The sequence below is a fragment of the Pseudomonas sp. CLCA07 genome (assembly GCF_053615335.1).
The window spans coordinates 314284-336855 of sequence record NZ_CM132131.1 but is presented as its reverse complement, the minus strand read 5'-3'; the positions used below and the strand labels follow the sequence as shown (position 1 = coordinate 336855).

General features: G+C 57.2%; 24 protein-coding genes and 1 pseudogene. 14 read left to right on the top strand and 11 right to left on the bottom strand.

Annotated features, from left to right (window positions below):
• Positions 1-150: 150 nt before the first annotated feature.
• Both ACWGZX_RS01635 and ACWGZX_RS01630 read right to left on the bottom strand, forming a co-directional pair.
• A complete protein-coding gene (locus ACWGZX_RS01635) occupies positions 151-579 on the bottom strand; it encodes a hypothetical protein (RefSeq protein WP_452628947.1) in 429 nt (142 codons plus the stop codon).
• Between the two features lie 271 nt (positions 580-850).
• Positions 851-1069 carry a GDCCVxC domain-containing (seleno)protein gene (locus ACWGZX_RS01630; protein ID WP_452627015.1) on the bottom strand — a complete coding sequence of 73 codons (219 nt, stop codon included), beginning with the start codon at positions 1067-1069 and terminating at the stop codon, positions 851-853.
• 165 nt (positions 1070-1234) lie between these two features.
• Between ACWGZX_RS01630 and merR the strand changes: the two genes are divergently transcribed.
• The gene (merR, locus tag ACWGZX_RS01625; RefSeq protein ID WP_223517523.1) at positions 1235-1633 is read left to right on the top strand and encodes an Hg(II)-responsive transcriptional regulator; all 399 of its coding nucleotides are present in this window, start codon (positions 1235-1237) and stop codon (positions 1631-1633) included.
• A gap of 416 nt (positions 1634-2049) precedes the next feature.
• On the opposite strand, the gene ACWGZX_RS01620 is transcribed toward merR, so the two are convergent.
• Together ACWGZX_RS01620 and ACWGZX_RS01615 are read right to left on the bottom strand one after the other, a co-directional pair.
• A complete protein-coding gene (locus tag ACWGZX_RS01620) occupies positions 2050-2439 on the bottom strand; it encodes a hypothetical protein (protein WP_452627014.1) in 390 nt (129 codons plus the stop codon).
• A 145-nt stretch (positions 2440-2584) separates the two neighbouring features.
• Positions 2585-3115, bottom strand: coding sequence for a DUF2867 domain-containing protein (locus ACWGZX_RS01615; protein ID WP_452627013.1), 531 nt, complete (start codon positions 3113-3115; stop codon positions 2585-2587).
• Positions 3116-3577: 462 nt separating this feature from the next.
• Between ACWGZX_RS01615 and ACWGZX_RS01610 the strand changes: the two genes are divergently transcribed.
• Entirely contained in the window at positions 3578-4093 is a 516-nt protein-coding gene (locus ACWGZX_RS01610) for a hypothetical protein (RefSeq protein ID WP_452627012.1), read from the top strand.
• A gap of 187 nt (positions 4094-4280) precedes the next feature.
• Positions 4281-4376 (top strand): annotated as a pseudogene (locus ACWGZX_RS01605) (DUF6124 family protein); the annotation flags it as partial.
• A gap of 126 nt (positions 4377-4502) precedes the next feature.
• Here the strand turns inward: ACWGZX_RS01605 and ACWGZX_RS01600 are convergent.
• Positions 4503-5825, bottom strand: coding sequence for a DUF1329 domain-containing protein (locus ACWGZX_RS01600; protein WP_452627011.1), 1323 nt, complete (start codon positions 5823-5825; stop codon positions 4503-4505).
• Positions 5826-6192: 367 nt separating this feature from the next.
• Between ACWGZX_RS01600 and ACWGZX_RS01595 the strand changes: the two genes are divergently transcribed.
• The 6 genes from ACWGZX_RS01595 to ACWGZX_RS01570 all read left to right on the top strand — a co-directional run bounded on the left by ACWGZX_RS01595 (position 6193) and on the right by ACWGZX_RS01570 (position 12564).
• Complete coding sequence (locus ACWGZX_RS01595) at positions 6193-7029, top strand: AraC family ligand binding domain-containing protein (RefSeq protein WP_452627010.1); 837 nt, start codon at positions 6193-6195, stop codon at positions 7027-7029.
• Between the two features lie 108 nt (positions 7030-7137).
• The gene (locus ACWGZX_RS01590) at positions 7138-7734 is read left to right on the top strand and encodes a LysE family translocator (protein ID WP_452627009.1); all 597 of its coding nucleotides are present in this window, start codon (positions 7138-7140) and stop codon (positions 7732-7734) included.
• A gap of 148 nt (positions 7735-7882) precedes the next feature.
• Positions 7883-9883, top strand: coding sequence for a peptidase U32 family protein (locus ACWGZX_RS01585; RefSeq protein ID WP_452627008.1), 2001 nt, complete (start codon positions 7883-7885; stop codon positions 9881-9883).
• A gap of 126 nt (positions 9884-10009) precedes the next feature.
• Complete coding sequence (locus ACWGZX_RS01580) at positions 10010-10837, top strand: Nmad3 family putative nucleotide modification protein (protein ID WP_452627007.1); 828 nt, start codon at positions 10010-10012, stop codon at positions 10835-10837.
• A gap of 197 nt (positions 10838-11034) precedes the next feature.
• On the top strand, positions 11035-11658 hold the full coding sequence (locus tag ACWGZX_RS01575; RefSeq protein WP_452627006.1) for an NIPSNAP family protein: 624 nt from the start codon (positions 11035-11037) through the stop codon (positions 11656-11658).
• A gap of 141 nt (positions 11659-11799) precedes the next feature.
• The gene (locus ACWGZX_RS01570) at positions 11800-12564 is read left to right on the top strand and encodes a tetratricopeptide repeat protein (RefSeq protein ID WP_452627005.1); all 765 of its coding nucleotides are present in this window, start codon (positions 11800-11802) and stop codon (positions 12562-12564) included.
• A gap of 33 nt (positions 12565-12597) precedes the next feature.
• On the opposite strand, the gene ACWGZX_RS01565 is transcribed toward ACWGZX_RS01570, so the two are convergent.
• The 6 genes from ACWGZX_RS01565 to ACWGZX_RS01540 form a co-directional block, all read right to left on the bottom strand.
• Positions 12598-13506 carry a MurR/RpiR family transcriptional regulator gene (locus tag ACWGZX_RS01565; protein WP_223517535.1) on the bottom strand — a complete coding sequence of 303 codons (909 nt, stop codon included), beginning with the start codon at positions 13504-13506 and terminating at the stop codon, positions 12598-12600.
• 127 nt (positions 13507-13633) lie between these two features.
• Complete coding sequence (locus ACWGZX_RS01560; RefSeq protein ID WP_452627004.1) at positions 13634-14398, bottom strand: ABC transporter ATP-binding protein; 765 nt, start codon at positions 14396-14398, stop codon at positions 13634-13636.
• A gap of 18 nt (positions 14399-14416) precedes the next feature.
• Complete coding sequence (locus ACWGZX_RS01555; protein ID WP_452627003.1) at positions 14417-15529, bottom strand: succinylglutamate desuccinylase/aspartoacylase family protein; 1113 nt, start codon at positions 15527-15529, stop codon at positions 14417-14419.
• Between the two features lie 9 nt (positions 15530-15538).
• On the bottom strand, positions 15539-16237 hold the full coding sequence (locus ACWGZX_RS01550) for an ABC transporter permease (protein ID WP_223517541.1): 699 nt from the start codon (positions 16235-16237) through the stop codon (positions 15539-15541).
• An 11-nt stretch (positions 16238-16248) separates the two neighbouring features.
• Complete coding sequence (locus ACWGZX_RS01545) at positions 16249-16938, bottom strand: ABC transporter permease (protein WP_452627002.1); 690 nt, start codon at positions 16936-16938, stop codon at positions 16249-16251.
• Positions 16939-17043: 105 nt separating this feature from the next.
• Entirely contained in the window at positions 17044-17820 is a 777-nt protein-coding gene (locus ACWGZX_RS01540; protein ID WP_452627001.1) for an ABC transporter substrate-binding protein, read from the bottom strand.
• A 542-nt stretch (positions 17821-18362) separates the two neighbouring features.
• Between ACWGZX_RS01540 and ACWGZX_RS01535 the strand changes: the two genes are divergently transcribed.
• The 5 genes from ACWGZX_RS01535 to ACWGZX_RS01515 all read left to right on the top strand — a co-directional run bounded on the left by ACWGZX_RS01535 (position 18363) and on the right by ACWGZX_RS01515 (position 22572).
• Positions 18363-18722 (top strand): DUF6124 family protein, encoded by a 360-nt coding sequence (locus tag ACWGZX_RS01535; RefSeq protein ID WP_452627000.1) that lies wholly within the window; start codon positions 18363-18365, stop codon positions 18720-18722.
• Between the two features lie 179 nt (positions 18723-18901).
• Entirely contained in the window at positions 18902-19471 is a 570-nt protein-coding gene (parS, locus tag ACWGZX_RS01530) for a type II RES/Xre toxin-antitoxin system antitoxin (protein WP_452626999.1), read from the top strand.
• Positions 19471-19968 (top strand): RES family NAD+ phosphorylase, encoded by a 498-nt coding sequence (locus ACWGZX_RS01525; protein WP_452626998.1) that lies wholly within the window; start codon positions 19471-19473, stop codon positions 19966-19968. The genes parS and ACWGZX_RS01525 overlap by 1 nt, the downstream gene beginning before the upstream one ends.
• 547 nt (positions 19969-20515) lie before the next feature.
• Positions 20516-21427, top strand: coding sequence for a TauD/TfdA dioxygenase family protein (locus ACWGZX_RS01520; RefSeq protein ID WP_452626997.1), 912 nt, complete (start codon positions 20516-20518; stop codon positions 21425-21427).
• Positions 21428-21462: 35 nt separating this feature from the next.
• The gene (locus ACWGZX_RS01515) at positions 21463-22572 is read left to right on the top strand and encodes an ABC transporter substrate-binding protein (protein WP_452626996.1); all 1110 of its coding nucleotides are present in this window, start codon (positions 21463-21465) and stop codon (positions 22570-22572) included.

Below are 22572 nucleotides of genomic sequence, written 5' to 3'. Positions count from 1 at the left end.
TCCTCAGAAATCATAGCAAGGGTTCAAGAAAGCGTTTTTACACACTCTGGGCCGATTTCTGCCTGTCAGGAAGGGCCACAAACGACCCAGGCTGCGTGAAAACGTTTTTGAGCGTTGGCTAGAGGGGGCGGGCGAAACTTGGAGCGAACGCTAATCACAGGCCTCAGTTACAGCCTTCTCGGTGCGTTTGATTTCTTGCTTGATATCAGTGGTAATGCGCTGTTTTTTGAGTTGCTGTTCGAGAAAAACCTGATTCCCTTGGTTTTTCAATTCTGCATCGGTTGCAGCGTCTTTCGCCTCTAACTGGGCAGCGTGTGCGTCTATGACAGCTTCAACCTCAGCATCATTGTTTGCGGTATCCAAGGCGCTGACCAATTTGTCCACCTCAGTATTCTCGGCCTCTGCGTAAGCTTCGATAGACAGTCCCGCAGCCATCGCTCGCGCTCGACTTTCCAGGGTTTTCAAATGCTGCTGCGCTGCCTTGCACACCGAATCCTTTCGCTCGTTCTCGATAGATGTCCATTCCATGACCTTATGCGTCGTCACACCAATCACCGCGATGATGATGGTGGCCCCAATCAATCTGGCTCTCACGTTTCGCAACCTCAACTGAGTTTTGTGAGTGATTCCAGAATCCATTCGAAATATTAAAAGCTTAGCGGACCGACCGATCGTCACCAATTGGGTCAAAGCCAATACAGGAGAGCCATGGTATACAACCAGCCGATGGTGAGGGTGATAGTCAGGTAGGTCATCACGAGCACCAGAGCGTGATTCCACATGTCACTAACCTCCCATAACCACCGTTGGAGGCGCGTTAGGGGCGTCTGATAAACGGAATAAACATAGGTTAGGCCGTACCACAGCATCCGCGTTGCTCCTGAAACGGCGGGCACTTCACCGTGCCAAACGAACAGAACACACAGCAGTCACCGGGGTTCGGGCGTAGCAGGGTTTTGCAACTGCCACACTCGTAGAAGAACTGGCAGGCATCCGTGGGCATGGCCTCCTGCTTGGCGAAACCGCAATGCGGGCAGGTCAACACGGATTCGAGGATGACGGTGCTCATGGTTGCCTCATTTGTGCATGGTGGAGGGAAAAACTGCATTCGTCGTCGCCTTGGTCAACGCCTCAGGATCCGCCGATCTGTTGAGCCATCGTTTTCTCCATTGAATCGATCTAACTTAGAGTCACTCTACACTCCGTACCCGAGTACAGAATCAAGGGGCGTGTGATGGCGACAGGGCTGAGTATCGGCAAGTTGGCGGAAGCTGCCGGGGTGAACATCGAGACTATTCGCTATTACCAGCGACGCGGCTTGCTGGATGAGCCGCCAAAGCCGCTCAGCGGTTATCGGTGCTATCTTCCGGAGCAGGTCAAACGGTTGCGCTTCATCAAGAGGGCGCAGGCGCTGGGATTCACGCTGGATGAGGTGGGCGCACTGCTGACACTTGATGCGGCCTGCACTTGTCGCGAGACTCGAGCACTGGCCGTGCGCAAACTGGCCCTGATCGAGCAAAAGATGGCCGACCTTGCCGCAATTCGGCAGGTGCTGGGCGGACTGGTGCAGGAGTGCGATGCAGGCGACGGCGGGGCTGCTTGCCCTATCATCGATGTGCTGAACAGGGAGTGATGCCTGGTTGCAGGGCATCGTGCACAGGCGTCAGGCCAGCAATCCAGGCAGTGCAATCGTAAGGCCGCTTGCTAGCGGTCAGGAATGACCGCTTGTGGCCGATTCTGTTGAAAAAGTCGGCCATGGTTTCCACGGCAGAAAAATACGCGCCTGAGATTGAAATCTTTACTTTTGGCAGAGGCTTCCGGGCTCAGATTTCACGTAGCAGCGTGTAAAAATGGCGTTTTCACCAGACAATATTCAGGTCATTTGGGCGAGCCGACTTTTTCAACAGAATCGACCCGAAGCTGACATTCGAAGTAAGAAAATAAATCAGTCCCCTTTCCCCTCCTTTTTCCTTTGGCTTTCCCATTCTTGAATGTCTATTGAGCATATGTTTACTGAACCTAACGTCCGCTCGATGGAAGAGTTAGGCCTCAGTGCTGGCCCGCCAGGATAGGCCTGATCGACTGAGCATCGGCTTTCAGTGCGAAGTAGGTCCATATGCCTCCAAAAAGATCCGCTACTCCGAAGAGAACGATCATTGGACTGGCGAGGCCAGCGACAGCGAAGGTAGTGAAGGCCACGAAGACGGCGAAGCGCGTGTACACCGACGCTTCCAAAAATGGCTTGTTTTCGTGCTTGGCTGCGACCCATGCGTAGATGCCGATATTGAACGCGATAACGCCAACCACGTGAATCCAGACCTCGGAGGTTGGTGGAATCCGAAAGATCGCCAGCAAGAAGTTCGGCGCGACGACTAACACGGCACCCACGACGAACAAATAGATGGCGAAGACCTTGGCACTGAACGCAGACCTGGACATATTTTCCATTCCTTTAATGGTGAACGGCAGATGGCGCGAATGAATCCTGGAGGCCTGACGTTTGACATGAGCGGCTGGGCCGGGCTTGCCGGAACAAGCCTTTCGATGGAAGGGTTGACCTCAGGGGCACACAGCGTCCTCAGCTTTAGGGGCAGGTAGCCAGAGGCCAACCGACTTGCGCTGCACGGAGGAGGCTGGCCTTAACAACCAAGCGGTGAAATGGGGCAATGACGAAGATGTAGGCTCGGCCTAGACGGTTGTGGCACTGGACCACGGTTGAAAAAACGAGTTGGTGACTGCCTTCTGGCTCTGCCTCTCCAGAACACAGAACCGATATCCGGAAGTCGAGGTGCTTGTCGTCCTCTCCCAACACGATTTCAGTCTGGTTCGTGCTGTAGACCTTGAAGATTCCAATCCGATTAGCAAGTGATGCCAAGTGTTTGGCTGTCTTGAGACCGAAACAGGCAACGATAGTGTCTCGGACTTTCGTGAGCCATCCGATCCAGGATGGCTGGTGGGAAAGGATGAATCGAGCTAGCAAATCTGGATTGCTAGATGTGCCCGCAGGGAGCCGAATCGCAAAAGCGTCCGCTAGGTTCATTGACTTGTAAAGGTGGGAGATGCCGGACCTCGAGGGGACTGGCACGGACGTAATGAGCTCGAATTCTCTGGGCATCGGGGATCTCTCCTGAGGTCTAACTACTAATTAGACGACATGCCATGTCGAGTTTCTTGTTGCGATGGCTTGTCGTATAACGCTCCTTGTCGCCCTGCAAGTGCTTGTCTAGCTTAGACGTGGTTGCGGCAAACGCGACATCGCCCTGAGAGAAACACGACAAGGGCGGCGGTAAGCCCTGCTGCCTTCTGGATTCGAAAGCGGCATCGGTAACGCTACCCATTTGCCATCACTGTGTCCACCGTCTGGTCCAGGCTGTGTGAAAACGCATGCGCCGTTTTGAAGTCTGCGTTGCTACGTAAAATCTGCCAGCGTTTGGTTAATCAGCAGACCGGAAATTTGCGTAGGAGCGCGATTTTCGTTCCAGTCCTGACTGTAAAACCTGCTCCAAAATGTGTTCACACAGCCTGGGCCGATTGCTGCCTGCCGTGAAGGGCGGCAACCGTCTCAAAGGAGCAGAGCATGCCACTACCAATCGTACCCATTCTTGCAGCTCTCGCGGCTGGTGGAACATTGGTTCCACATGCCGCTGGAGGCATGATAGTAAGCTCGGCCGCAGGGTATGTGGCTGGGACATATCTCAGTACTGCAGCGATTTCGACAATTATCTACACGGTGGGCGGTACTGCTCTTGCGGCATTAGGAATGGGTACAGCAGCAGTAACCGGTGCTGGCAGCGCGATTATTGGTAGTGCAGGAATCTTTGGCACGTCCATTGGAGCCACTGGCCTTACCGGTATGCTTATGTCTGCCGGTCTGATCTCTTCGACTCCAATAGCTGTCCCAGTAGCTTGCCTGGTCGGAATTGGTGGTATCGGAGTGATTGGACTTCGTAGTGTGCATATTCGTGGAATGAAGCGCAGGCTGACTGCAATACCGGAGGGGGCAGAGCTAGTGTTTTCGGAGAAAGACGCAAAGCTCGTTGAGAAAATACTCAAATGGTTTGGACAGAAATTGAAATCCAAGGAGCCGGACTGAATAGCATTTGCATTTTCCGGGCGGATCGACCGGTAGTATTGGGCCGACTTCTGCCTGCCACGACCGCCTGAAACCGACCCAAAGCAGTCGTTTCCAGTCTCACACTGGAAGGCCTCTTTCTGCACTAGCGTGTCTTGCGAGTGATCCGCAAGGTCAGTTCCTTTCGGGAAGTACTGCCTCACCGCCCCCGCAATGCAACATAGCGCTAGCCATCCAGCAGATGATTTCCCTGGCAGAGCTGCCGGTAAACCGAGTGCTTGATCACGTAGATCCACAAGGGTAGGCGAGGGCGTTGTTTCAAAATGGTGTGCAGTAAAAAGCCCCGTCCCCTTTGAGGGGGCGGGGCTTTATGCATTTCAGTGTCTCGTCCTGAGCTAAGGCTCATTGTCTGTGCGGTATAACCCCGGACCTAGCGAATACCGGCACCCGCCATGGATTCTGGCACCCACTGCGCCGTCGATAGCGCTTCCGTATACCGAATTCCACCATGAGGACCTACCACGCCATTGATGTTGTAGGTGCCGCGCGACAGATCGTACGTCATGAAAGGCGTGGCATCCGGGACCTGCTGGTCATAGCTCTGGCTGAGGAACGCGAAGGAGCCACGGTAAAGCTGGCCACTCGTGTCGTACTGATCGGAGGCCAGAGCGGCCCAAGTGTCTTCGTCCAAGTAAAAGCGGCGTTTCTGGTAGATGTGCTTTGCACCGGACTTGAGGTTGCCCTCGACGACGTAGACGCGGTGTTTTTCCCAGCGTACGAAGTCCGGGGAAATGAAGTTTGGGGTAGTCAGCGACTTGGCATCCCGGGCATAGGTCAGTTTGTAGGTGTTATAGGGCACGATCATTTCTTGCTTGCCCACCAGCGTCCAGTCGTACAGTTCGAGTGCACGGGCGGTACCGGGGTTCGGAGTGTCGTAGGCCAGGATCGAAATCTGTTTGACCCGGCGCTGGGCCGGCATGTACTGCCAGGCACGGCCAGGACGCTGCAGCGGGTTGGTGGCGTTCTTGAGCATGATCGACTCGCCGGCTCGCCGCGCAGGTCCGGTATAGGACAGTTTCAACTGGTAGTAGAGGTCGGAGTTGTTGATGGGCTTCGACAGGTTCTCGTAAATCGGGAAGGAGACGAATGCCTCGCCGGTGACCGCCAGGCTCGCCACTCCTGCCGAGTCGACGTTCCAGGAATCGTACTTGGAACGAATGTTGACGCCCTGGTAGCGCAGCAGGAAATTCCACATCGCCTCGGCACCTGTTTTCGGGATCGGGAACGGCACACCGGGCAAAACATTGTCGAAGGCTATCCCACCGTTGAGGGACGTGGCGGCAGTGGCATTCTTGCGGCTATTGTCCAGTACCGCCTGCGGCAGCGATGCGGTGCGGTGGGTCGGATACACGTCGATGCGGTAGTCGGGGTGGCGCTTGGCCAATTCGACGGTGGTGGCAGTCAGCATGCCTTTGTACTGGTCAACATTCTTTCCATTGATCATCAGCAGTGGTTTTTCGTCCACATAGGGATCCGGGCGCATGCTGTCACCGGTCTTGAAACTGGCCGGGGCAGTGGTCAAGCCACCGCTATAAGGCGGAATGGAACCATCGGCATTACCGGCCTTTTCAGCGCCTACCAGCGTCAGGCTGGTGCCCAGTTGGGCGGCTTCCTGATTCGATACATAGGCCTGTGCATCGATGGTCAGGGCCATGAGGAGTGGAGCAGCCAGAAAACTTTTCACGAAGTTCATATTGTTGTTCTCCTGCTTGGCGTACCAAGCAACTCGTGACGCAGGTGCAGCCGTCGCGTTCGCCTTGTGGGCGACCAGACTGGCTCAATCGCCAGATGCTTTTTTATGGCTCCCATTAAAAAGCCCCCGAATCGGGGGCGCTTGTCATTCGACGACAGTCGCTTGGCTATTCATGACAGAACCAAAATATTCCGCGGGCATGGCGGCGGTGGTTGGTTCAGTCAGGGCCAGCAGCGCCTTGTCGGTCACGACCGGCAGTTATGGCTCAGCACCCACCTGCACAAATCTTCTAAACGTGCTTTTCCAAAGCGCGGTAATTTAGTCGTCCGCACAGTTCAATGCTGAATCATTACCTCTGGAGCCTTGCGTGGATAAACGCAACTGGATTGAGCTGTCCCAGGATGCCGATACCGGGATTGAATCGATTCGTGCCCATTTTCAGGGACATGCCTACGATCCGCACTGGCATGACAGTTATCTGGTGGGGGTCACCGAGCAGGGAGTGCAGCAGTTCAATTGCCGGCGCGTTCGCCACCTCAGTACGCCGGGCAAGGTGTTCATGCTGGAGCCGGGGGAGATTCACGATGGGCATGCGCCCACCGAGGAGGGGTTTACCTATTCCATGCTCTACCTCGATCCGCACTGGCTGGAACGGGAGTTGCTCGCGTTGTTTGAGCACGCACCGACCAACAGTCAGCCGGGTTTTGCCGACACCCTGAGTCAGGATCCGGGCCTGGCCACTGCCATTTATCTAGCCTTCCACGCGCTCCATGAGGGTGACTTGCGCATCGTGCGCCAGAGTGCCATCGACACTTTGTTGGGTTCGCTCACTTGCCACCTTGATTGGCGCAAGCGTCAGACCTTTGATCCGCGCCTGCCGTTGGTGGCCCAGGTTGCGCGTGACTATCTGCATACCCATGCCTACGAGGACATCGGACTGGATGATCTGGCCCAAGCCTGTGGTGTTGATCGCTTTCGTCTGACGCGGGCCTTCAAGGCAGCTTTTGGGCTGGCGCCTCATGCTTATTTGATCCAGCTGCGGCTGGCCAAGGCACGGCAGTTGCTGGCGCGGGGTGAGTCGCCGGCACAGGTGGCCAGTGCACTCGGGTTCGCCGATCAAAGCCATATGGGGCGCTGGTTTCTCCGTGCCTACCAGCTCACACCCGCGGATTACCGCAAGCGCTGCTCAAACCTTCCAGACTGAATCCCGCCGACTCGCGACCATGGTTTCCTATTTGATCAAGGAGTCCATGCCATGTCCTTTTCGCTGTTCTTTTCCGCCCCTTCGATACGCCTTCAGGGAGTCTGAGCCATGGAATCGTTCTTGCCTTTCCTGCTGTTTGCGTTCGTTGCCTCGATTACCCCGGGACCGACCAATATTCTGGTGTTGAGTCACAGTTCGCGGTGGGGGCTGGGTGCCACACTGCCCATCATTTTTGGCGCATGCGTGGCGGCGGCACTGATTGTGTTTGCAGTCGGGCTCGGCGTGGGCGAGACGCTGCTGCGGTTTCCGCGTGTGCAGCAGGCAATGGCCTGGGCCGGTGTGCTCTGGTTGAGTTGGCTGGCCTGGCAGATCTTTCAAAGTGCGCCGCCATCCTTGGACCCGGCCACCTCGAGCGACGAAGGTCTCAGCGTGGTCGGCGCCGCCACCCTGCAATTGGTCAACCCCAAGGTTTGGATGATGGCGGTGGCGGTGGTGAGCGTATTTGTCGGTGGCGGCGACAAGACCATGCGGCTGGTGGTGTTGTCGCTGGTGTTTCTGTTGGTCTCCTTGCCGTGCATGACCCTGTGGGCGTTGCTCGGCGTGGGCAGTGCCCGGTTTTTTGGTTCGCCACAGGCGTTCAAACGCATGAACCATGCACTGGCTTTTTTGCTGCTGGTGTCGGCCTGGTTGACCGTGGTGGTGTAGGTCGAACGAAAGCTGCCTGTCAGGACCGAGACCCTTGACACTCTGGATGTCACGGGTGAGTGACAGGATCCATTCCGTCGCCCCACGTGCCCATCACGTTTTTGCCCGCTACAATGCGCACCTCGACCGTGATAACCAGATAAAAAATATGTCTCTTCCCAAACATCACCTGGAATTGCTCAGCCCCGCCCGTGACGTGAGCATCGCTCGCGAGGCCATTCTGCATGGTGCCGACGCCGTGTACATCGGTGGCCCGAGCTTCGGCGCCCGGCACAACGCCTGCAACGAAGTCAGCGATATTGCCCGACTCGTGGAGTTCGCCCGTCGCTACCACGCCCGAGTGTTCACCACTATCAACACGATTCTGCATGACAACGAACTGGAGCCGGCGCGCAAGCTGATCCACCAGCTGTACGATGCTGGCGTCGACGCGTTGATCGTTCAGGATCTGGGCGTGATGGAGCTGGATATCCCGCCGATTGAGCTGCACGCCAGCACCCAGACCGACATCCGGACCCTGGCGCGGGCAAAGTTCCTTGACCAGGCTGGCTTCTCCCAACTGGTACTGGCCCGCGAGCTGAACCTGCAAGAGATTCGCGCCATCGCCGACGAGACCGATGCGGCGATCGAATTTTTCATCCACGGCGCGTTGTGTGTGGCGTTCTCCGGGCAGTGCAATATTTCCCACGCACAGAACGGTCGTAGCGCCAACCGTGGCGACTGCTCCCAGGCCTGTCGTTTGCCTTATACCCTCAAGGACGACCAGGGCCGTGTAGTCGCCTACGAAAAACACCTGCTCTCGATGAAGGACAACAATCAGAGCGCCAACATCCGTGCGTTGGTCGAAGCCGGCGTTCGCTCGTTCAAGATCGAAGGGCGCTACAAGGACATGGGGTATGTGAAGAACATCACGGCCTATTACCGTCAGCGTCTGGACGACGTGCTTGAAGATCGTCCGGATCTGGCTCGGGCATCCAGCGGCCGCACCGCACACTTCTTCGTGCCCGACCCGGACAAGACCTTCCACCGTGGCAGCACCGACTACTTCGTCAGTGAGCGCAAGATCGACATCGGCGCCTTCGACTCACCGACCTTCACTGGCTTGTCGGTGGGCGTGGTGGAGAAGGTGGGCAAGCGTGATTTGCAGGTGGTGACCTTTGAACCGCTGTCCAATGGTGATGGCCTTAACGTGCAGATCAAGCGTGAGGTGGTGGGCTTTCGCGCCAACATCGCCGAGCCCAAGGGTGAATTCCTCGAAGAGGGTCAGAAGCGCTATCGCTACCGTGTCGAACCCAACGAGATGCCGGATGGGATGTTCAAGTTGCGGCCTAACCATCCATTGAGCCGCAACCTTGACCATAACTGGCAGCAAGCCTTGCAGAAGACCTCCGCCGAGCGTCGTATCGGTTTGAGTTGGGTTGCACGTCTTGATGAGCAGCGCCTGCAACTGACAGCCACGAGCGAAGAGGGCGTCAGTGCCAGCTTGTCTCTGGACGGTCCGTTCGGTCTGGCCAACAAGCCGGAGCAGGCCTTGGAGCAACTGCGCGATCTGCTCGGTCAATTGGGCACCACGGACTATCACGCCACCGCCATCGAGCTGGATGCACCCCAGGCGTTCTTCATTCCCAACTCGCAGCTCAAAGCCTTGCGCCGTGAAGTGATTGACGCGTTGACCGTGGCCCGTCTGCTCGCCCACCCAAGAGGTCATCGCAAGGCCGAAACCAATCCGCCACCGGTGTATCCGGAATCGCACTTGTCATTCCTGGCCAACGTCTACAACCAGAAGGCTCGGGACTTCTATCACCGCCACGGCGTCAAGCTGATCGACGCAGCGTTTGAGGCCCATGAAGAAACCGGGGAAGTGCCGGTGATGATCACTAAGCACTGCCTGCGTTTCTCCTTCAATCTTTGCCCCAAGCAAGCCAAAGGTGTCACCGGTGTACGCACCAAGGTCGCGCCGATGCAACTGGTGCACGGTGACGAGGTGCTGACGCTGAAGTTCGACTGCAAACCTTGCGAAATGCACGTCATCGGCAAGATCAAGGGCCACATCCTTGACCTGCCGCTGCCGGGCAGTGTCTCGGAACCGATCGTTGGTCACATCAGTCCCGAAGACCTGCTCAAGACGATCCCTCGCGCGCCGCATTGAGTGACAGGCGAGTACGCAGCATCATGTGCTGCGTTCGCCTCCTCAGGCTTTTTTGCTGGATTTGTCTGCGCTGGCCAACTCAGGACACCACAACTTCAAGCGGCACCTCACCACTGGCGGCGGCTTATGAAACTCATACTCTCGCGCAAAGGTTTCGACTCCAGCGCCGGCGGAGTTCCTAGCCCGCTCGTGGAGGGGCGGCCAATCTCGCTCCCCATCCCCACTCGCATGCCAACGCCCATCACCTTCGGCGACCTGACCGAACCGATCCCGACCCTCATCGAACAACTCACCCGAGGCCGCCACACCAGAGCAACTCCATGCCACCTCGATCCAGATCTTGATTCCAGCGTGCGCCCTCGCGCGTCCGGATGGCGCGGGGCGCTCGGTCAGCTTGCCGCAGCTCAGAGTCATCTCGCCGGGCAAGGTGTCGGCGTCGGCGATTTGTTCCTCTTCTGGGGGTTGTTCCGGCCGGTGATGCAAATCCAGGGCCGCTGGTCATACACGGGGCAACGCGAACATCGCGTATTTGGGTGGCTGCAAATCGGCGAGGTTTTCCCTTTGGGTGTCGATGGAACACACGCGGCTGAGCACTACCCCTGGCTCGAAGAACACCCGCACACCCGGGCCGGCTGGAAGGAAAACAACACGCTTTACATTGCTGCCGACCATCTGATGCTGGACGGTCGTATAACCGATCGCCCGGGGTTCGGCCTGTTCAAGACGGGCTTTCGACTGACCGAGAGTCGTGCGCCGCGTCCGTCCATTTGGTCGGTACCTGACTGGTTGAACCCAGCACGCGGCGGAGTTGGCCTGACCTATCACCCATCGCAGCGCTGGTCGTCGTCCGGGACTCTGGAGGCCGCCGCACGTGGTCAGGAATTCGTCGCAGACATCTCCAATCGTGCCGATGCGCTCGCGTGGCTCGATCAGCTCTTTGCGCAGGAGGCATGATGAAGCGAGTCCTCGAAACCTGGCATACAGGCGAGCGGACTTGCATGGGTTTACCTGCTGACGGTTGCCATAAAGGAACTACATAAAGGAACTACCTAGAACGCTAAGGTGATCGCCGTACACCAAGGGGTTCGTCTCAATATCTCGCCTTTGAGGCTCTGGTTTAGGCTAAGGGCAACGAATGAGCGGAGCACGTTATGCGATTGTTTGAACTGATTACTTTTACGGTGCGTGTGCGGACCGTTGCAGAGGCACTGGTCCGAATCGAGGCCGCGTTGGCCAAGCCCGGAGTGGGAGGCACGCTGATGGGGTGCTGGGCGTCGGAAATCGGCCAGCTGAATCAAATTGCCGTGCTGCGCGGTTATGCCGACGAAGGCCTGCGGCAAGCGGAGCGCGAGCGCTTTCTGTTGGAGGGCGAAGCCTTCGGTATTAACGCCTTTATCACCGACCTGCGAATCGAAAATTACAGCTTGTTCCCGTTCCTCACTCCCTTGAGCGCCGGAAAACACGGGCCGTATTACGAAATGCGCGTGTACGACCTGGTCAGTTCCGGGTTGCAACCGACACTCGATGGCTGGATCAAGGCCGTGGAACCGCGTACCGCCGAGCAGTATTCGCCGGTGTATGCGGCGTTTTATGCCACCGACGGTGCCTTGCCGCGCTACCTGCACATCTGGCCGTGGTCGACCCTGGAGCAGCGCCTGCAAGTGCGGACTCAAGCCGTGGCAGACGGTGTCTGGCCACCCGAGAACTCCGGTCCGCAACTGCGTGACATGCGCTCGACGATTTACCTGCCAGCGGCTTTTTCGCCATTGCAATGAACGTGTGAAGGCGCAGTGGCCGTTGCAGCGGGAACTTCAGGGCGCTGGCCAGGTCAGTACCGGCGCTGTATTGGAGATGCCGAGCAGCGATGGTGCCTGTTTTACGGCAGCGCCGTCTCAGATCAGCCGAGTCCGCCCCTGATGCCAAACAAGAGTTTTCTGCCGGGTCTCATCCTGGCGTTCTGCGCCGTCGCGTCGCTTTGCTCGGTTGCTGCCGAGCGAAGAGCGCCCTCGCAAAGTAACAGCGCATCGACCACCCTGATCGAAACCGCCTCGCGGCAGTATGAAAATGGCCAGTTGGACCAAGCAGCTGCCACGCTGGAGCGTGCCCTGCATATCCAGCCGAACAATCCCGCGACGCTGCATTACCTCGGCGTGTTGCGTCTTCAGCAGGGACAGTACCAGCAGGCTGAAACGTTGGCGGCGCGCTCGAACATGCGGGTTGGTCGCAACGTCGAGTTACGCAACCGCAACCTCCAATTGATCCAGGCTGCGCAGCAGGCCAAGGCTTCGGGTACCTCACCCAACGCCAGTGAGGACTTGGTCGCAGTACAGAAAGGGCTCGCAGAGGAGGCCCAAAGACGTCGCGAAGCAGATATGGCCACTGCTGAACAATTTACTCCGGACGCGGAACCTCACGCAGGCAACTTCGCTCGCGCAAATGAAGAGTGGGTATCGGATTTGCCAACGGCTGGCAGGTCCAATCCCGAAGCAGAGTTGCAAGTGACTTCGGTCGAGCCAGAGCCCGCGTACGGGGAGGTTGAAATTCCCCGCGGCCATTGGCCGCCTCCGGGTAAATGCCGCATCTGGTTTCCCGATCGCCCGCCCGGACATCAGCCCCCACCCGGCAAATGCAAGAAGCTGCGACATCGGGTTCCGTCAGGCGCTTACCTGGTGCGCGGTTGAGTTGCTGTCTATCAGGTAAAAACCAGAACGAAATCACTTTTTCGCTGGTTTACCGCTGTTAGGAATATGCAGGTACGACATCACGCTTTCTGTCAGTTCTGTTGCCAGCTTCACCGCTTCTTTATTGCGCGCCATCACGCCGGCGACCAAGCCTTCGATCAAGGCAAGCACGGCGATGTTGGAACTGGTCAGCACCGGGTGATCGCACGGCGCAAACAGCGTGTGCTCGGCGATGCCGGTGAGCGGTGAGGCGGGTGAGTCGGTAATTGCCAGCACCGATGCGCCACGTTCATTGGCGAAGCGTGCCAGTTGCAGGGTGTCGAGGGAGTAGCGCGGCAGAGAGATCGCCAGCAATACGTCCTGATCGGTGATCGCGGCCAGTCGGTACGCGGCATTTTCGTTGCCACCCTCCATGCTGATGGCCGTGGCGTCGGCACAGAAGGGCATCAGGGTCGAGGCGGCGAGGCCGGCGAAGTAAACACTGTTGCCGAACCCCAGAATGTAGATTTTGCGTGCCGTGGTCAGGCGAGTGACGAACGCTTCAAAGGTGTCGGCGTGGTTGTTGCTCGTTGCCGTAGTCAGGTTGCTGCTGGCGCTCTGGAGTTGCTCATGCAGGCCAAACGCGCCGCCCGGGCGATGGGCAAGTTCGTTGCGCAGTTTGTCGACCGGCGACACCATTTGCTGCAACGTTGCGACCAGTTCGGCCTTCATGCCGCTGTAACCACCGAGGTCCAGCGCTTTGGCCAGACGGTTGACGGCGGCGGGTGAGGTCAATGTTTCGTGAGCCATCTCCTCGATGGTCAGCGTCGCGGCTTTGAGCGGGTGACGCAGGATAAAGTCCGCCACCTTGCGCAGTGACGGCGGCAGTTCGGAAACGATTTCCGTCAGTTTGCGCATGACCGGAGCGGCATAGACAGTGGTGTCTTTCGATGGGGTTGGCATATCCAGCTCAACAATTCCTGAAGGTGAGAGAAGGGCTGTGCCTGATGCCCTGACAAGGTTGGCTGGAGTGTATCCGAAGCCAACCTTGTCAGGGCAGCGCCGAGCAGTGGATGGGGGCGCGGCGGTCCTACTTCAAGCTCCCGGACAGAAACTGCTGGAGGCGTTCGGACTGCGGGTTGACCAGCACCTCCCGCGGGTCGCCGCGTTCTTCGACAACGCCCTTGTGCAGGAACACCAGTTGGTTCGAAACCTCGCGGGCAAAGCCCATTTCGTGAGTCACCACCACCATGGTGCGGCCTTCCTGCGCCAGATCCTGCATGACTTTAAGCACTTCGCCGACCAATTCGGGGTCGAGCGCCGACGTCGGCTCATCAAACAGCATCACTTGCGGCTCCATCGCCAGTGCGCGGGCAATGGCCACGCGCTGCTGCTCGCCACCGGACATATGCGCCGGCCAGGCGTTCATACGGTGCGCCACACCGACTTTGTTCAGGTAGTGCTCGGCCTTTTCCCGTGCCTCTTTCTTGCCCAGGCCCAGCACATGCACCGGGGCTTCCATGACGTTTTCCAGAGCGCTCATGTGTGACCAGAGGTTGAAGTGTTGAAACACCATCGATAGCTGCGAACGCATGCGTTGTAACTGCTTGGGTTCGGCCGCCTTCAGCCCGCCAAGCTTGTTGGTCACCAGCTTGAGCGGTTCGCCATTGAGCACGATATTGCCGGCATTGGGTTGTTCCAGCAGATTGATGCATCGCAGGAACGTACTTTTTCCAGAGCCGCTGGAACCGATGATGCTGATCACGTCACCGGCCTGTGCTTGCAGGGACACGCCCTTGAGTACCTGGTGTGCGCCGTAACTTTTATGCAGGTCCTGAACTTCAAGTTTGTACATGGTTTGAACTCTCTGGAATCAGTCGCTGAGCAAGCGACCCTGGCGAATGGGGGTGACGCCTGCAACTTTGGCCAGCCACAATCCGGGCTGGGCAAAACGCAGCCGTTCGCGGGCGTAGAGAATGCCGTCGGTGCTGGCGCTCACCACGCTATGGCGGTCGGTCAGCGGGTCGATGACTTCGAATAGCGGATCGCCGACCCTGACCTGCGCGCCCAGCGGTTGCAGAAAACTCACCACACCTGGATGGGGCGCACAGGCGTACTGCGTGCCGGCGAATGGCATGGCCTGGCAATGGCTCGGCGGTGCCGCTGGCCAGTCACCGCTGATCAAGCCCTGTTCGGCGAGATAGCCGAGAATGGCTTGTGCACTGTCGACGCATTGCTCGCGCTCGGTGTCAGCCATGCCACGCAATTCAATGGTGGTGGCCACGCACGCCAGGGGAATATTGGCTTCAGGAAACAGCTCAGCCAGGCGTAACCACGCAATTGCGCAGGCTTCGTCGAAGGCACTGCCGCCCGCATCTTCGGCCAATAACGTGACCCCGGCACCGAGGCGAGCGGCCAGTGACTGCAAACGCGGCCAGTGTTGCGGCATCGCATACAACAACATGATCGATTCGAAATCACAGTGCAGGTCCAGCACTACATCGGCGTCACAGGCATGCTGCAGCAACAAGCGGCGCAGGCCATCGAGTTCCGAGGTCGGTGCTGGCATGGCGGCCAGGGCATCGCCCATGGCGCGGCGGATGAGTGCGATGTTGGCGTCGGCATCGTCTCCCAATTGGCCTTCCAACAGCGGTGCAACGGCGTCGACCAACACCGGGAAGTCGCGATTGAAGTTCTTGCCGCTGGAGAACTCGAAGCGCCCCTGATGGGTGGCCTGGAACATCTGGGCGATACCGATCGGATTGGCCATTGGCACCAACTCGATCACCCCGGTCAGGCGGCCTTGTGATTCCAGTTCCAGAAGACGGCGCTTGAGCTCGACAGCGACGCGCATCCCCGGCAACTCGTCGGCATGCAATGACGCCTGGATGTACGCTTTGCGTGGTCCACTGCCAAAACGAAACAGGGTCAGCGTGCGTTCGGTGCCCGATGCACTCCACGGCAAGAGGTATTGAATGTGCTCCATAGCAACTCCTTAGTGCTTGCGCGGTGCCAGATACGCCAGCCAGCGGCGCTCGGCCAACTTGAACAGACGCACCAGAATGAAGGTCAGGGCGAGGTAGATGAGGCCCGCGGTGATAAACGCCTCGAACGGTAGATAGAACCGCGAGCTGACAGTCCGCGCGGCCCCGGTGATGTCGACGAGGGTGACGATGGAGGCCAGACTCGTGGTTTGCAGCATCATCAGCACTTCGTTGCTGTACTGCGGCAATGCCCGGCGCAAGGCCGACGGCAGGAGAATGCGGCGATACAGGGTCAGGCGTGACATACCCATGGCCCTGGCTGCTTCGATCTCGCCATGGGGCGTGGATTTCAAACTGCCGGCCAGCAGCTCTGCGCTATAGGCACTGGTGTTGATCGCGAAGGCCAGGCAGGCGCAAAAGGTGGCGCTGGAGAGGTAAGGCCAGAGCACGCTTTGGCGCACTGCTTCGAACTGCGCCAGGCCGTAATAGATCAGGAACAATTGCACCAGCATCGGCGTGCCGCGGATCACGTAGGTATAGAGCCAGGCCGGGAAGTTGATCAGCGGCGATCGCGACACCCGCATCAGCGCCAGTGGAATCGCCAATACCAGACCCAGGGCCAGGGAAATGAGCAGGACTTTGAGGGTCAACAAGGCGCCATTGAAGTACAGCGGCAGGTTTTCCCAAATCAGGTTGTAGTCGAGAATCATGGCGGCTCCCCTCACAATTCGGCGGCTTTGATGCCGACCGAGTAGTGTTTTTCCAGATAGCGCAGCACCAGCAAGGACAGGCTGGTGAGCATCAGATATAGCGCTGCCACTGCGAGGAAAAACGTGAAGGGCTCGTGTGTGGCATCCGCTGCGTTCTTGGCTTTGAACATCATGTCCTGCAAGCCGATCACCGAGATCAGCGCGGTGGATTTGGTCAGTACCAACCAATTGTTGGTGAACCCGGGAATGGCGAAACGAATCATCTGCGGTACCAGAATTCGCCAGAACACCTGCGCACCGCCCATGCCATAGGCCATGCCTGCCTCGGCCTGACCTTTGGGGATCGCCATGAAGGCGCCGCGAAAGGTTTCCGAGAGGTAGGCGCCAAAAATGAAGCCCATGGTGCAGACGCCCGCGATAAAGGGGTTGATGTCGATATAGCGGGTGTAACCGAGCGCCAGGGCAATGCGGTTCACCAGATCCTGGCCGCCGTAGAAGATCAGCAGGATCAGCACCAGGTCAGGAATGCCGCGAATCAGGGTGGTGTAACTTTCCCCGAGCAGGGCCAGCCATTTGAGCGGTGACAATCGGAAGGCCGCGCCAATCAGACCCAGGGCAATCGCCAGGGACATGGACGTCAAGGCCAGGTTTATGGTCAGCCAGGCGCCATCGAGAATGCTCGATCCGTAGCCGTGAAGCATGATGAAGTTCCTCAAGCGAGCGCCACGAGGCGCGCAAGACAAGCCCCGACAGACGCCTGCAACGGGCCGTCGCCGGGTCTTGGGTCAGGGGGGCAGGGGTAGGGCTTACTCGCCGTAGATATCGAACGCGAAGTACTTGGCCATCACTTGCCCGTACTTGCCATTGGCGCGAATGGCGTCAATCGCGGCACTCAGACGCGCAACGTTGGCACTGTCGCCTTTGCGCACGGCAATCCCGGCGCCCCGGCCAAAATATTTCGGGTCGTTGATGTCGGGTCCTGTCAGCGTGAAGCCCTGGCCAGCCGGTGTTTTGATGAAGCTCTCATCGGTGTTGACGATGTCGGCGAGGGTGGCGTCCAGACGACCCGAGGCCAAGTCGAGGAAAGCCTCATTCTGTGAGCCGTAACGCACCACGACGACGCCGGCTTTTTCCAGTTGCTCGGTGGCAAAACGATCGTAAGTCGAGGAGCGTTGCACGCCGACTTTCTTGCCCTTGAGGTCCACCAATGGGTCGTTGATCACGTTGCCGGCCTTCATCGCGAACTTGCCCGGTGTGTGGTAGTACTTTTTGCTGAAGTCCACGGACTTCATCCGGTCTTCGGTGATTGACATCGACGACAGCACGGCATCGATCTTGCGCACTTTGAGCGACGGGATCATGCCGTCGAACTCCTGAATGACCCACTCGCATTTGACCTTCATTTCTTCGCACAAAGCATTGCCGATGTCGTAATCGAACCCGCTGACGTTGCCCTCCGGTGTCTTGAAGGAGAAGGGAGGGTAGGCGGCTTCGATACCGATACGCAGGCTGTCTTCGTCGGCATGTGCCAGGAAACTGAAAGCGCATAGCGCCAGAGCACCTAGAAGTTCTGTCTTGTTCATATTGTTGACTCCTGGAGGGCATTTGGGGGAAACGGGTGCCCGCCATCCGGGTTGGCGCGGTGGATCAGTCCTGTGATCGGCGAGACTATAAATGACACAATAAAAATCTATATGCAACACTTCTGAAAAAAATCATATCAGTTTGAGGCGTGGCAAAACACGGGGAAGTCGGGTTGCTCGCCTGTTTAACCATGAAATGGCTTTTGTTTAAACGCCCTCAATGTTACGTCCTGAAAGCTACAAAACCTTGCGCCGTTGCCTACGGCCGCGCCAGAATCCGCTGGCTTGTGCGCTTTGGGCCTGCTCGGTAACTTGACTCCTGTCACTGCCCATCAGTGATCGGGTTTAGTCGCCCGTTGATGTCAAGACGCACAATGTCTCTATCAGTCAGGTATCCCATGCCTGCACTTGATGGCGGTTGTGCGCAGGGCGCTTCGGCGCGCCGATTTCTTGGCTCATCGGTCGACTAACCTGTGCACAGCTGCCTCCCTCTCGTTTAGTCGCGAGCTGGTTGCAGCCTCACTCTTATGAGGTTAGAGCCAATGTTCAAAGTAACGCCCAATCCACCAGACACCGATCCAGTATCCCCGTACGAACCTGATTCAAAAAACCTCAACGAGGCAGCCGAACGCGCCCTCAACTTCCACTTCCCGTCGAATGCCGACATCAAAGCCACCAAGCGAACGCGCAGTACTCTGTTTTCCGTGGACCCAGAAGCCACGACCGAAACCCTGGCGGTTTTTTTGGTCGAGACGCTGGCCTCGGTCGATGTGATGGTCCATCAGTTGGTGGATCATCTGGAGGGTGAGTCGCGTTATGCCCTGCTGGGTATTTCAAACAGCATCATGGTGGCGGAGATCACTGCGAACCGGGTGCTGGATAAAGTTGAGCCATCTGTGTAACAGCTGTTCTGTGGCGAGGGAGCAAGCTCCCTCGCCACAGGTTCTCGGAACTTGTTGTCTCTGCTCACAGACTGGTGTTTGGTTTGAACATCCGGGTGGCGAACGAAAAGCTGTCGGGTTGGGTTTTCTGCCATTTGGCACTATAGTTTATGCCAGATGTCGGAGCGACGGAGGCTGCTATGAGCGCCAAGAAAAAAGATGTTGTTGTCGAAGAGTCTGTTAAAGGGGCCGGTCTGATTAGTAAAGCCACACTGCGCGAACTTGAAGCAGACATAAAAATTTTGATTAACGAGGAGCCTGCGGTGAGTGTGACTGCTACGCGTCGCTTCCCACAAATGGTCTCGATCTTGCTCTCTGGAAAAATTAGCGATGATCGTATGGAAGTCTACAGGGCTGTTAAAAACGGTTTCCCGCTTCAGTCGGTGCTCAACATGATCGAAAACAGCACTGTGTATAAGCAATGCGGTGTGTTGTCGAAAATCGTTGGTGCGTCTGATCGCACGCTTGCGCGGCGACTGAAAACGCCCAATGAAGCGTTGACCCCGGAGCAAAGCACGCGCGCGCTCAATTATGCTGAGGTGTTGGAAAAGGCCACGGATGTGCTGGGTTCGCGTGAGCTTGCCGAACAGTGGATGGTCAAGCCTGCGCGGGGCCTGGATGGTGAGACGCCTATCGACCTGATTTCTAATTCGGTCGGGTATGAGTTGGTGACTGACTTTCTGACGCGCATTGAGTACGGGGTCTATTGATGGCTAAAGACCCATTGAGCAATGAGGTTCACTTCTGGCGCCTTGATCCTGCTGAGTATGCCACCACCTGGAATTCGGGCGTGGGGGCTGAAAAGGTGGGTGGGCGCTGGAACCCTAGGGGTATGGCCACGGTTTATGCCGCCCTGGACGCCTCTACGGCCATCCTTGAGGTGGCGGTGTTTAAGGATTTCGATGCGCTGGATTGCAAGCCCCATTGTCTGACGCAGGCCCGGGTGCTGGACCCGTCGAAGATTTATGTGGTGCAGCCGGAGAGCATTGCGAACCCGAATTGGCTGGTACCGGGTACCCCAAGCCGCAGCCAGCAGCAGTTCGGTGCTGACTTGTTGAGCCAGCATCCCTTTGTACTGGTCCCTTCTAGTGTTTCGCCGCATAGCTGGAATTTGTTGATGAACCCGCAACTGGCTCTTGGGTTGTATGAGTTGGTGTTGCAAGAGCCTTTTGCCCTTGATGGGCGGCTTAATAAGCCGTTGCCCTGAAGCCGGTTCTGCCCCTCTGGATCTGTGTCCGCCTATCTTCGAATGTCTGGCTGCTTTATGCCTTTTGCCATTAGGTACAGACAGTTTGTTTTCGATGAGAAGGCGCTGACCAGCGCTTGCAGGTGGCCAATCTGAAGGTCAATAAACTTTCCTGCTGGAAAAGAAAAACCCCGCCGCCGCGAAAGTAGAAAAACAGGCCAATGATCCGCACTCTCTGTCGAATACTGACGACATCTGCCGTGCAGCCTCTCAGCCAATTTCATTGAAAGAGTTTAATTTCAGAAAATCGCTGAAGCGCTCAGACCTAATGTTTAATGGATTTTAGTCACCTTGGCTACGTCGGTTTCGATGTGGATCAAACTCGCTCGTTAAACCAACTAAAAAGTTATGAGCTAATAACACTTGGCTTATAGCTTTTCTCCGGGCTTGGTAAAAGATTTGCTATATGGCTGTTCTTATATCTTTAGAATAATTTGTGATTAGTCAGGGCTGCTTTTATGTCTTTATGATCTGTCTCACAACTACTCGTGAGACAGGAGGTAGCTCGATGGCCATTCAAATTAAACCGGTCGCTGGTCGAATTGGCGCACAACTGGAAGGCGTGAAGTTAGGTGAACACATCAGTGCTGAGAATTTCGAATTTATTAATCAGGCACTGCTGACATATAAAGTGCTGTTCTTTCGCAACCAACATCTGGATGACGCCGGGCACGAAGCTTTTTCCCGGCGTTTCGGGGATCAGGTGCCGCATCCGACCGTGCGTTCTGCTGAACAAAGCGCCGCCATTCTGCACCTGGACGCCAAGGAAACCCGCGCCAATTCCTGGCACACCGATGTCACTTTTGTTGCCAATTACCCGAAGATATCCATCTTGCGCGGTGTGGTTATTCCACCTTATGGCGGCGATACAGTGTGGGCCAATACTGCGGCGGCCTACGCCGACTTGCCCGAGCCATTAAAACAACTGGCCGATAATCTACGCGCGTTGCACACCAACTTATATGACTATGCGGCGCCGCGTAATACTGATGAGTCGGGTCTCAAGCGTTACCGCGAACAGTTTACTGCTGAAGTCTACGAGACCGAACATCCTTTAGTACGGGTGCACCCGGAATCGGGTGAAAGAAGTTTGTTGTTGGGGCACTTTGTCAAACAGATACAGGGAGTAAGCAATAGCGATTCGAAACAACTGATTCGCCTGTTCCACGACCGTATTACCCATGTCGACAACACCGTGCGCTGGCGCTGGGAGGAGGGCGATGTGGTGATCTGGGATAACCGCGCCACGCAGCACATCGCGATCAACGACTACGGCGATGCCCAGCGCATCGTGCGCCGGACCACCATCGACGGTGATGTGCCAGTCGGGGTGGATGGTCGCTTGAGCCAAGCGCTCAAGCCAAGCCCGGATACCCGCTCGCCGAAAACCGAAGCCGACAAAACACATCTCGCCGCCTGACAAGCGAGCCTCATCGACACAAGGAAGGCTTCAACATGGAACTCAAAGGTATTCCCCTGTTTCTCAAATGCAGCATCGCTGCAGCACTGGCTACGGTTCTTGCCATCCCCCTGGCCCAGGCCGATGTGTTGCGCATTGGTGTAGCGACCGCCGGCGGCGGTGACCCGGTGACGTTCAGTGGGTCGCCCCTGGGCATCGTGCGCAATCAGCAACTGCTGGAAAAAGCCTTCGCTGGAACCGGGACCGAAGTGCAATGGTTCTTTTTCAAGGGGGCTGGTCCCGCGGTAAACGAAGCCTTGTCAAACCAGCAACTTGACTTCGCCTACCAGGGCGATCTGCCCGCCGTCGTCGGGCGCTCCAATGGGCTGGACACCAAACTGCTGGCCGCACTGGGCGTACGTGCCAATCTTTACCTGGCAGTTCCCAAAGGATCTGACGTCAAAGGCATCGATGATCTGAAAGGCAAGAAGGTGGCGATCTTTCGTGGAACCAACGGCCATCTGGTGACGATCAATCTGTTGGCGGAGCACGGTCTTACCGAACGCGATATCAAGGTCATCAACCTCGATACCGGCAGCACTCAGGCTGCATTGGTATCCAATGGGGTAGATGCCGCATTCGGCGGTCGCGAATTGTTCAAGCTGCGCGATAAAGGCCTGATCGACATCGTTTACGACAACCCCACTCAGGATGTGCGCTACACCCGACAGACCGCACTGGTCGTTCGGGGGGCCTATGAAAAAGAACATCCGGACAACGTGCAAAAAGTCGTCGACACGCTGATGGACGCGGCGAAATGGGCGTCGGAAGAGAGCAATCGTGACGCGGTCTTCACTGAATGGGCCAAGAGTAATGAACCGGCAGAATCACTACGCGCCGACTTTACCGGGGTGAGCATCAGGGACAGAGCCTCGCCTCTGGTCGACAACTTCCTGCTTGGCCGCTATCAGGCCGTGGCGGATCAAGCCAAAGAAGAAAAGCTCATCCGTCGCCCCGTCAGTATCGATGGCTGGTTCGAGACCAGCTATTTGCAAAAATCCCTCAAAACCAAGGGGCTTGAGAACTACTGGACGCCCTACGGTCCGGATGGCAAACAGCCGGCGGGTAATGCAGTAGCGGCCGCGACCAGCAAGCAAGGGAGCTAG

Coding starts and splice junctions, on each gene's coding strand:
- ACWGZX_RS01630 (WP_452627015.1), bottom strand. CDS start 1,069: ATGAGCACCGTCATCCTCGAATCCGTGTTGACCTGCCCGCATTGCGGT.
- merR (WP_223517523.1), top strand. CDS start 1,235: ATGGCGACAGGGCTGAGTATCGGCAAGTTGGCGGAAGCTGCCGGGGTG.
- ACWGZX_RS01620 (WP_452627014.1), bottom strand. CDS start 2,439: ATGTCCAGGTCTGCGTTCAGTGCCAAGGTCTTCGCCATCTATTTGTTC.
- ACWGZX_RS01615 (WP_452627013.1), bottom strand. CDS start 3,115: ATGCCCAGAGAATTCGAGCTCATTACGTCCGTGCCAGTCCCCTCGAGG.
- ACWGZX_RS01610 (WP_452627012.1), top strand. CDS start 3,578: ATGCCACTACCAATCGTACCCATTCTTGCAGCTCTCGCGGCTGGTGGA.
- ACWGZX_RS01600 (WP_452627011.1), bottom strand. CDS start 5,825: ATGAACTTCGTGAAAAGTTTTCTGGCTGCTCCACTCCTCATGGCCCTG.
- ACWGZX_RS01590 (WP_452627009.1), top strand. CDS start 7,138: ATGGAATCGTTCTTGCCTTTCCTGCTGTTTGCGTTCGTTGCCTCGATT.
- ACWGZX_RS01585 (WP_452627008.1), top strand. CDS start 7,883: ATGTCTCTTCCCAAACATCACCTGGAATTGCTCAGCCCCGCCCGTGAC.
- ACWGZX_RS01580 (WP_452627007.1), top strand. CDS start 10,010: ATGAAACTCATACTCTCGCGCAAAGGTTTCGACTCCAGCGCCGGCGGA.
- ACWGZX_RS01575 (WP_452627006.1), top strand. CDS start 11,035: ATGCGATTGTTTGAACTGATTACTTTTACGGTGCGTGTGCGGACCGTT.
- ACWGZX_RS01570 (WP_452627005.1), top strand. CDS start 11,800: ATGCCAAACAAGAGTTTTCTGCCGGGTCTCATCCTGGCGTTCTGCGCC.
- ACWGZX_RS01565 (WP_223517535.1), bottom strand. CDS start 13,506: ATGCCAACCCCATCGAAAGACACCACTGTCTATGCCGCTCCGGTCATG.
- ACWGZX_RS01560 (WP_452627004.1), bottom strand. CDS start 14,398: ATGTACAAACTTGAAGTTCAGGACCTGCATAAAAGTTACGGCGCACAC.
- ACWGZX_RS01555 (WP_452627003.1), bottom strand. CDS start 15,529: ATGGAGCACATTCAATACCTCTTGCCGTGGAGTGCATCGGGCACCGAA.
- ACWGZX_RS01550 (WP_223517541.1), bottom strand. CDS start 16,237: ATGATTCTCGACTACAACCTGATTTGGGAAAACCTGCCGCTGTACTTC.
- ACWGZX_RS01545 (WP_452627002.1), bottom strand. CDS start 16,938: ATGCTTCACGGCTACGGATCGAGCATTCTCGATGGCGCCTGGCTGACC.
- ACWGZX_RS01540 (WP_452627001.1), bottom strand. CDS start 17,820: ATGAACAAGACAGAACTTCTAGGTGCTCTGGCGCTATGCGCTTTCAGT.
- ACWGZX_RS01535 (WP_452627000.1), top strand. CDS start 18,363: ATGTTCAAAGTAACGCCCAATCCACCAGACACCGATCCAGTATCCCCG.
- parS (WP_452626999.1), top strand. CDS start 18,902: ATGAGCGCCAAGAAAAAAGATGTTGTTGTCGAAGAGTCTGTTAAAGGG.
- ACWGZX_RS01525 (WP_452626998.1), top strand. CDS start 19,471: ATGGCTAAAGACCCATTGAGCAATGAGGTTCACTTCTGGCGCCTTGAT.
- ACWGZX_RS01520 (WP_452626997.1), top strand. CDS start 20,516: ATGGCCATTCAAATTAAACCGGTCGCTGGTCGAATTGGCGCACAACTG.
- ACWGZX_RS01515 (WP_452626996.1), top strand. CDS start 21,463: ATGGAACTCAAAGGTATTCCCCTGTTTCTCAAATGCAGCATCGCTGCA.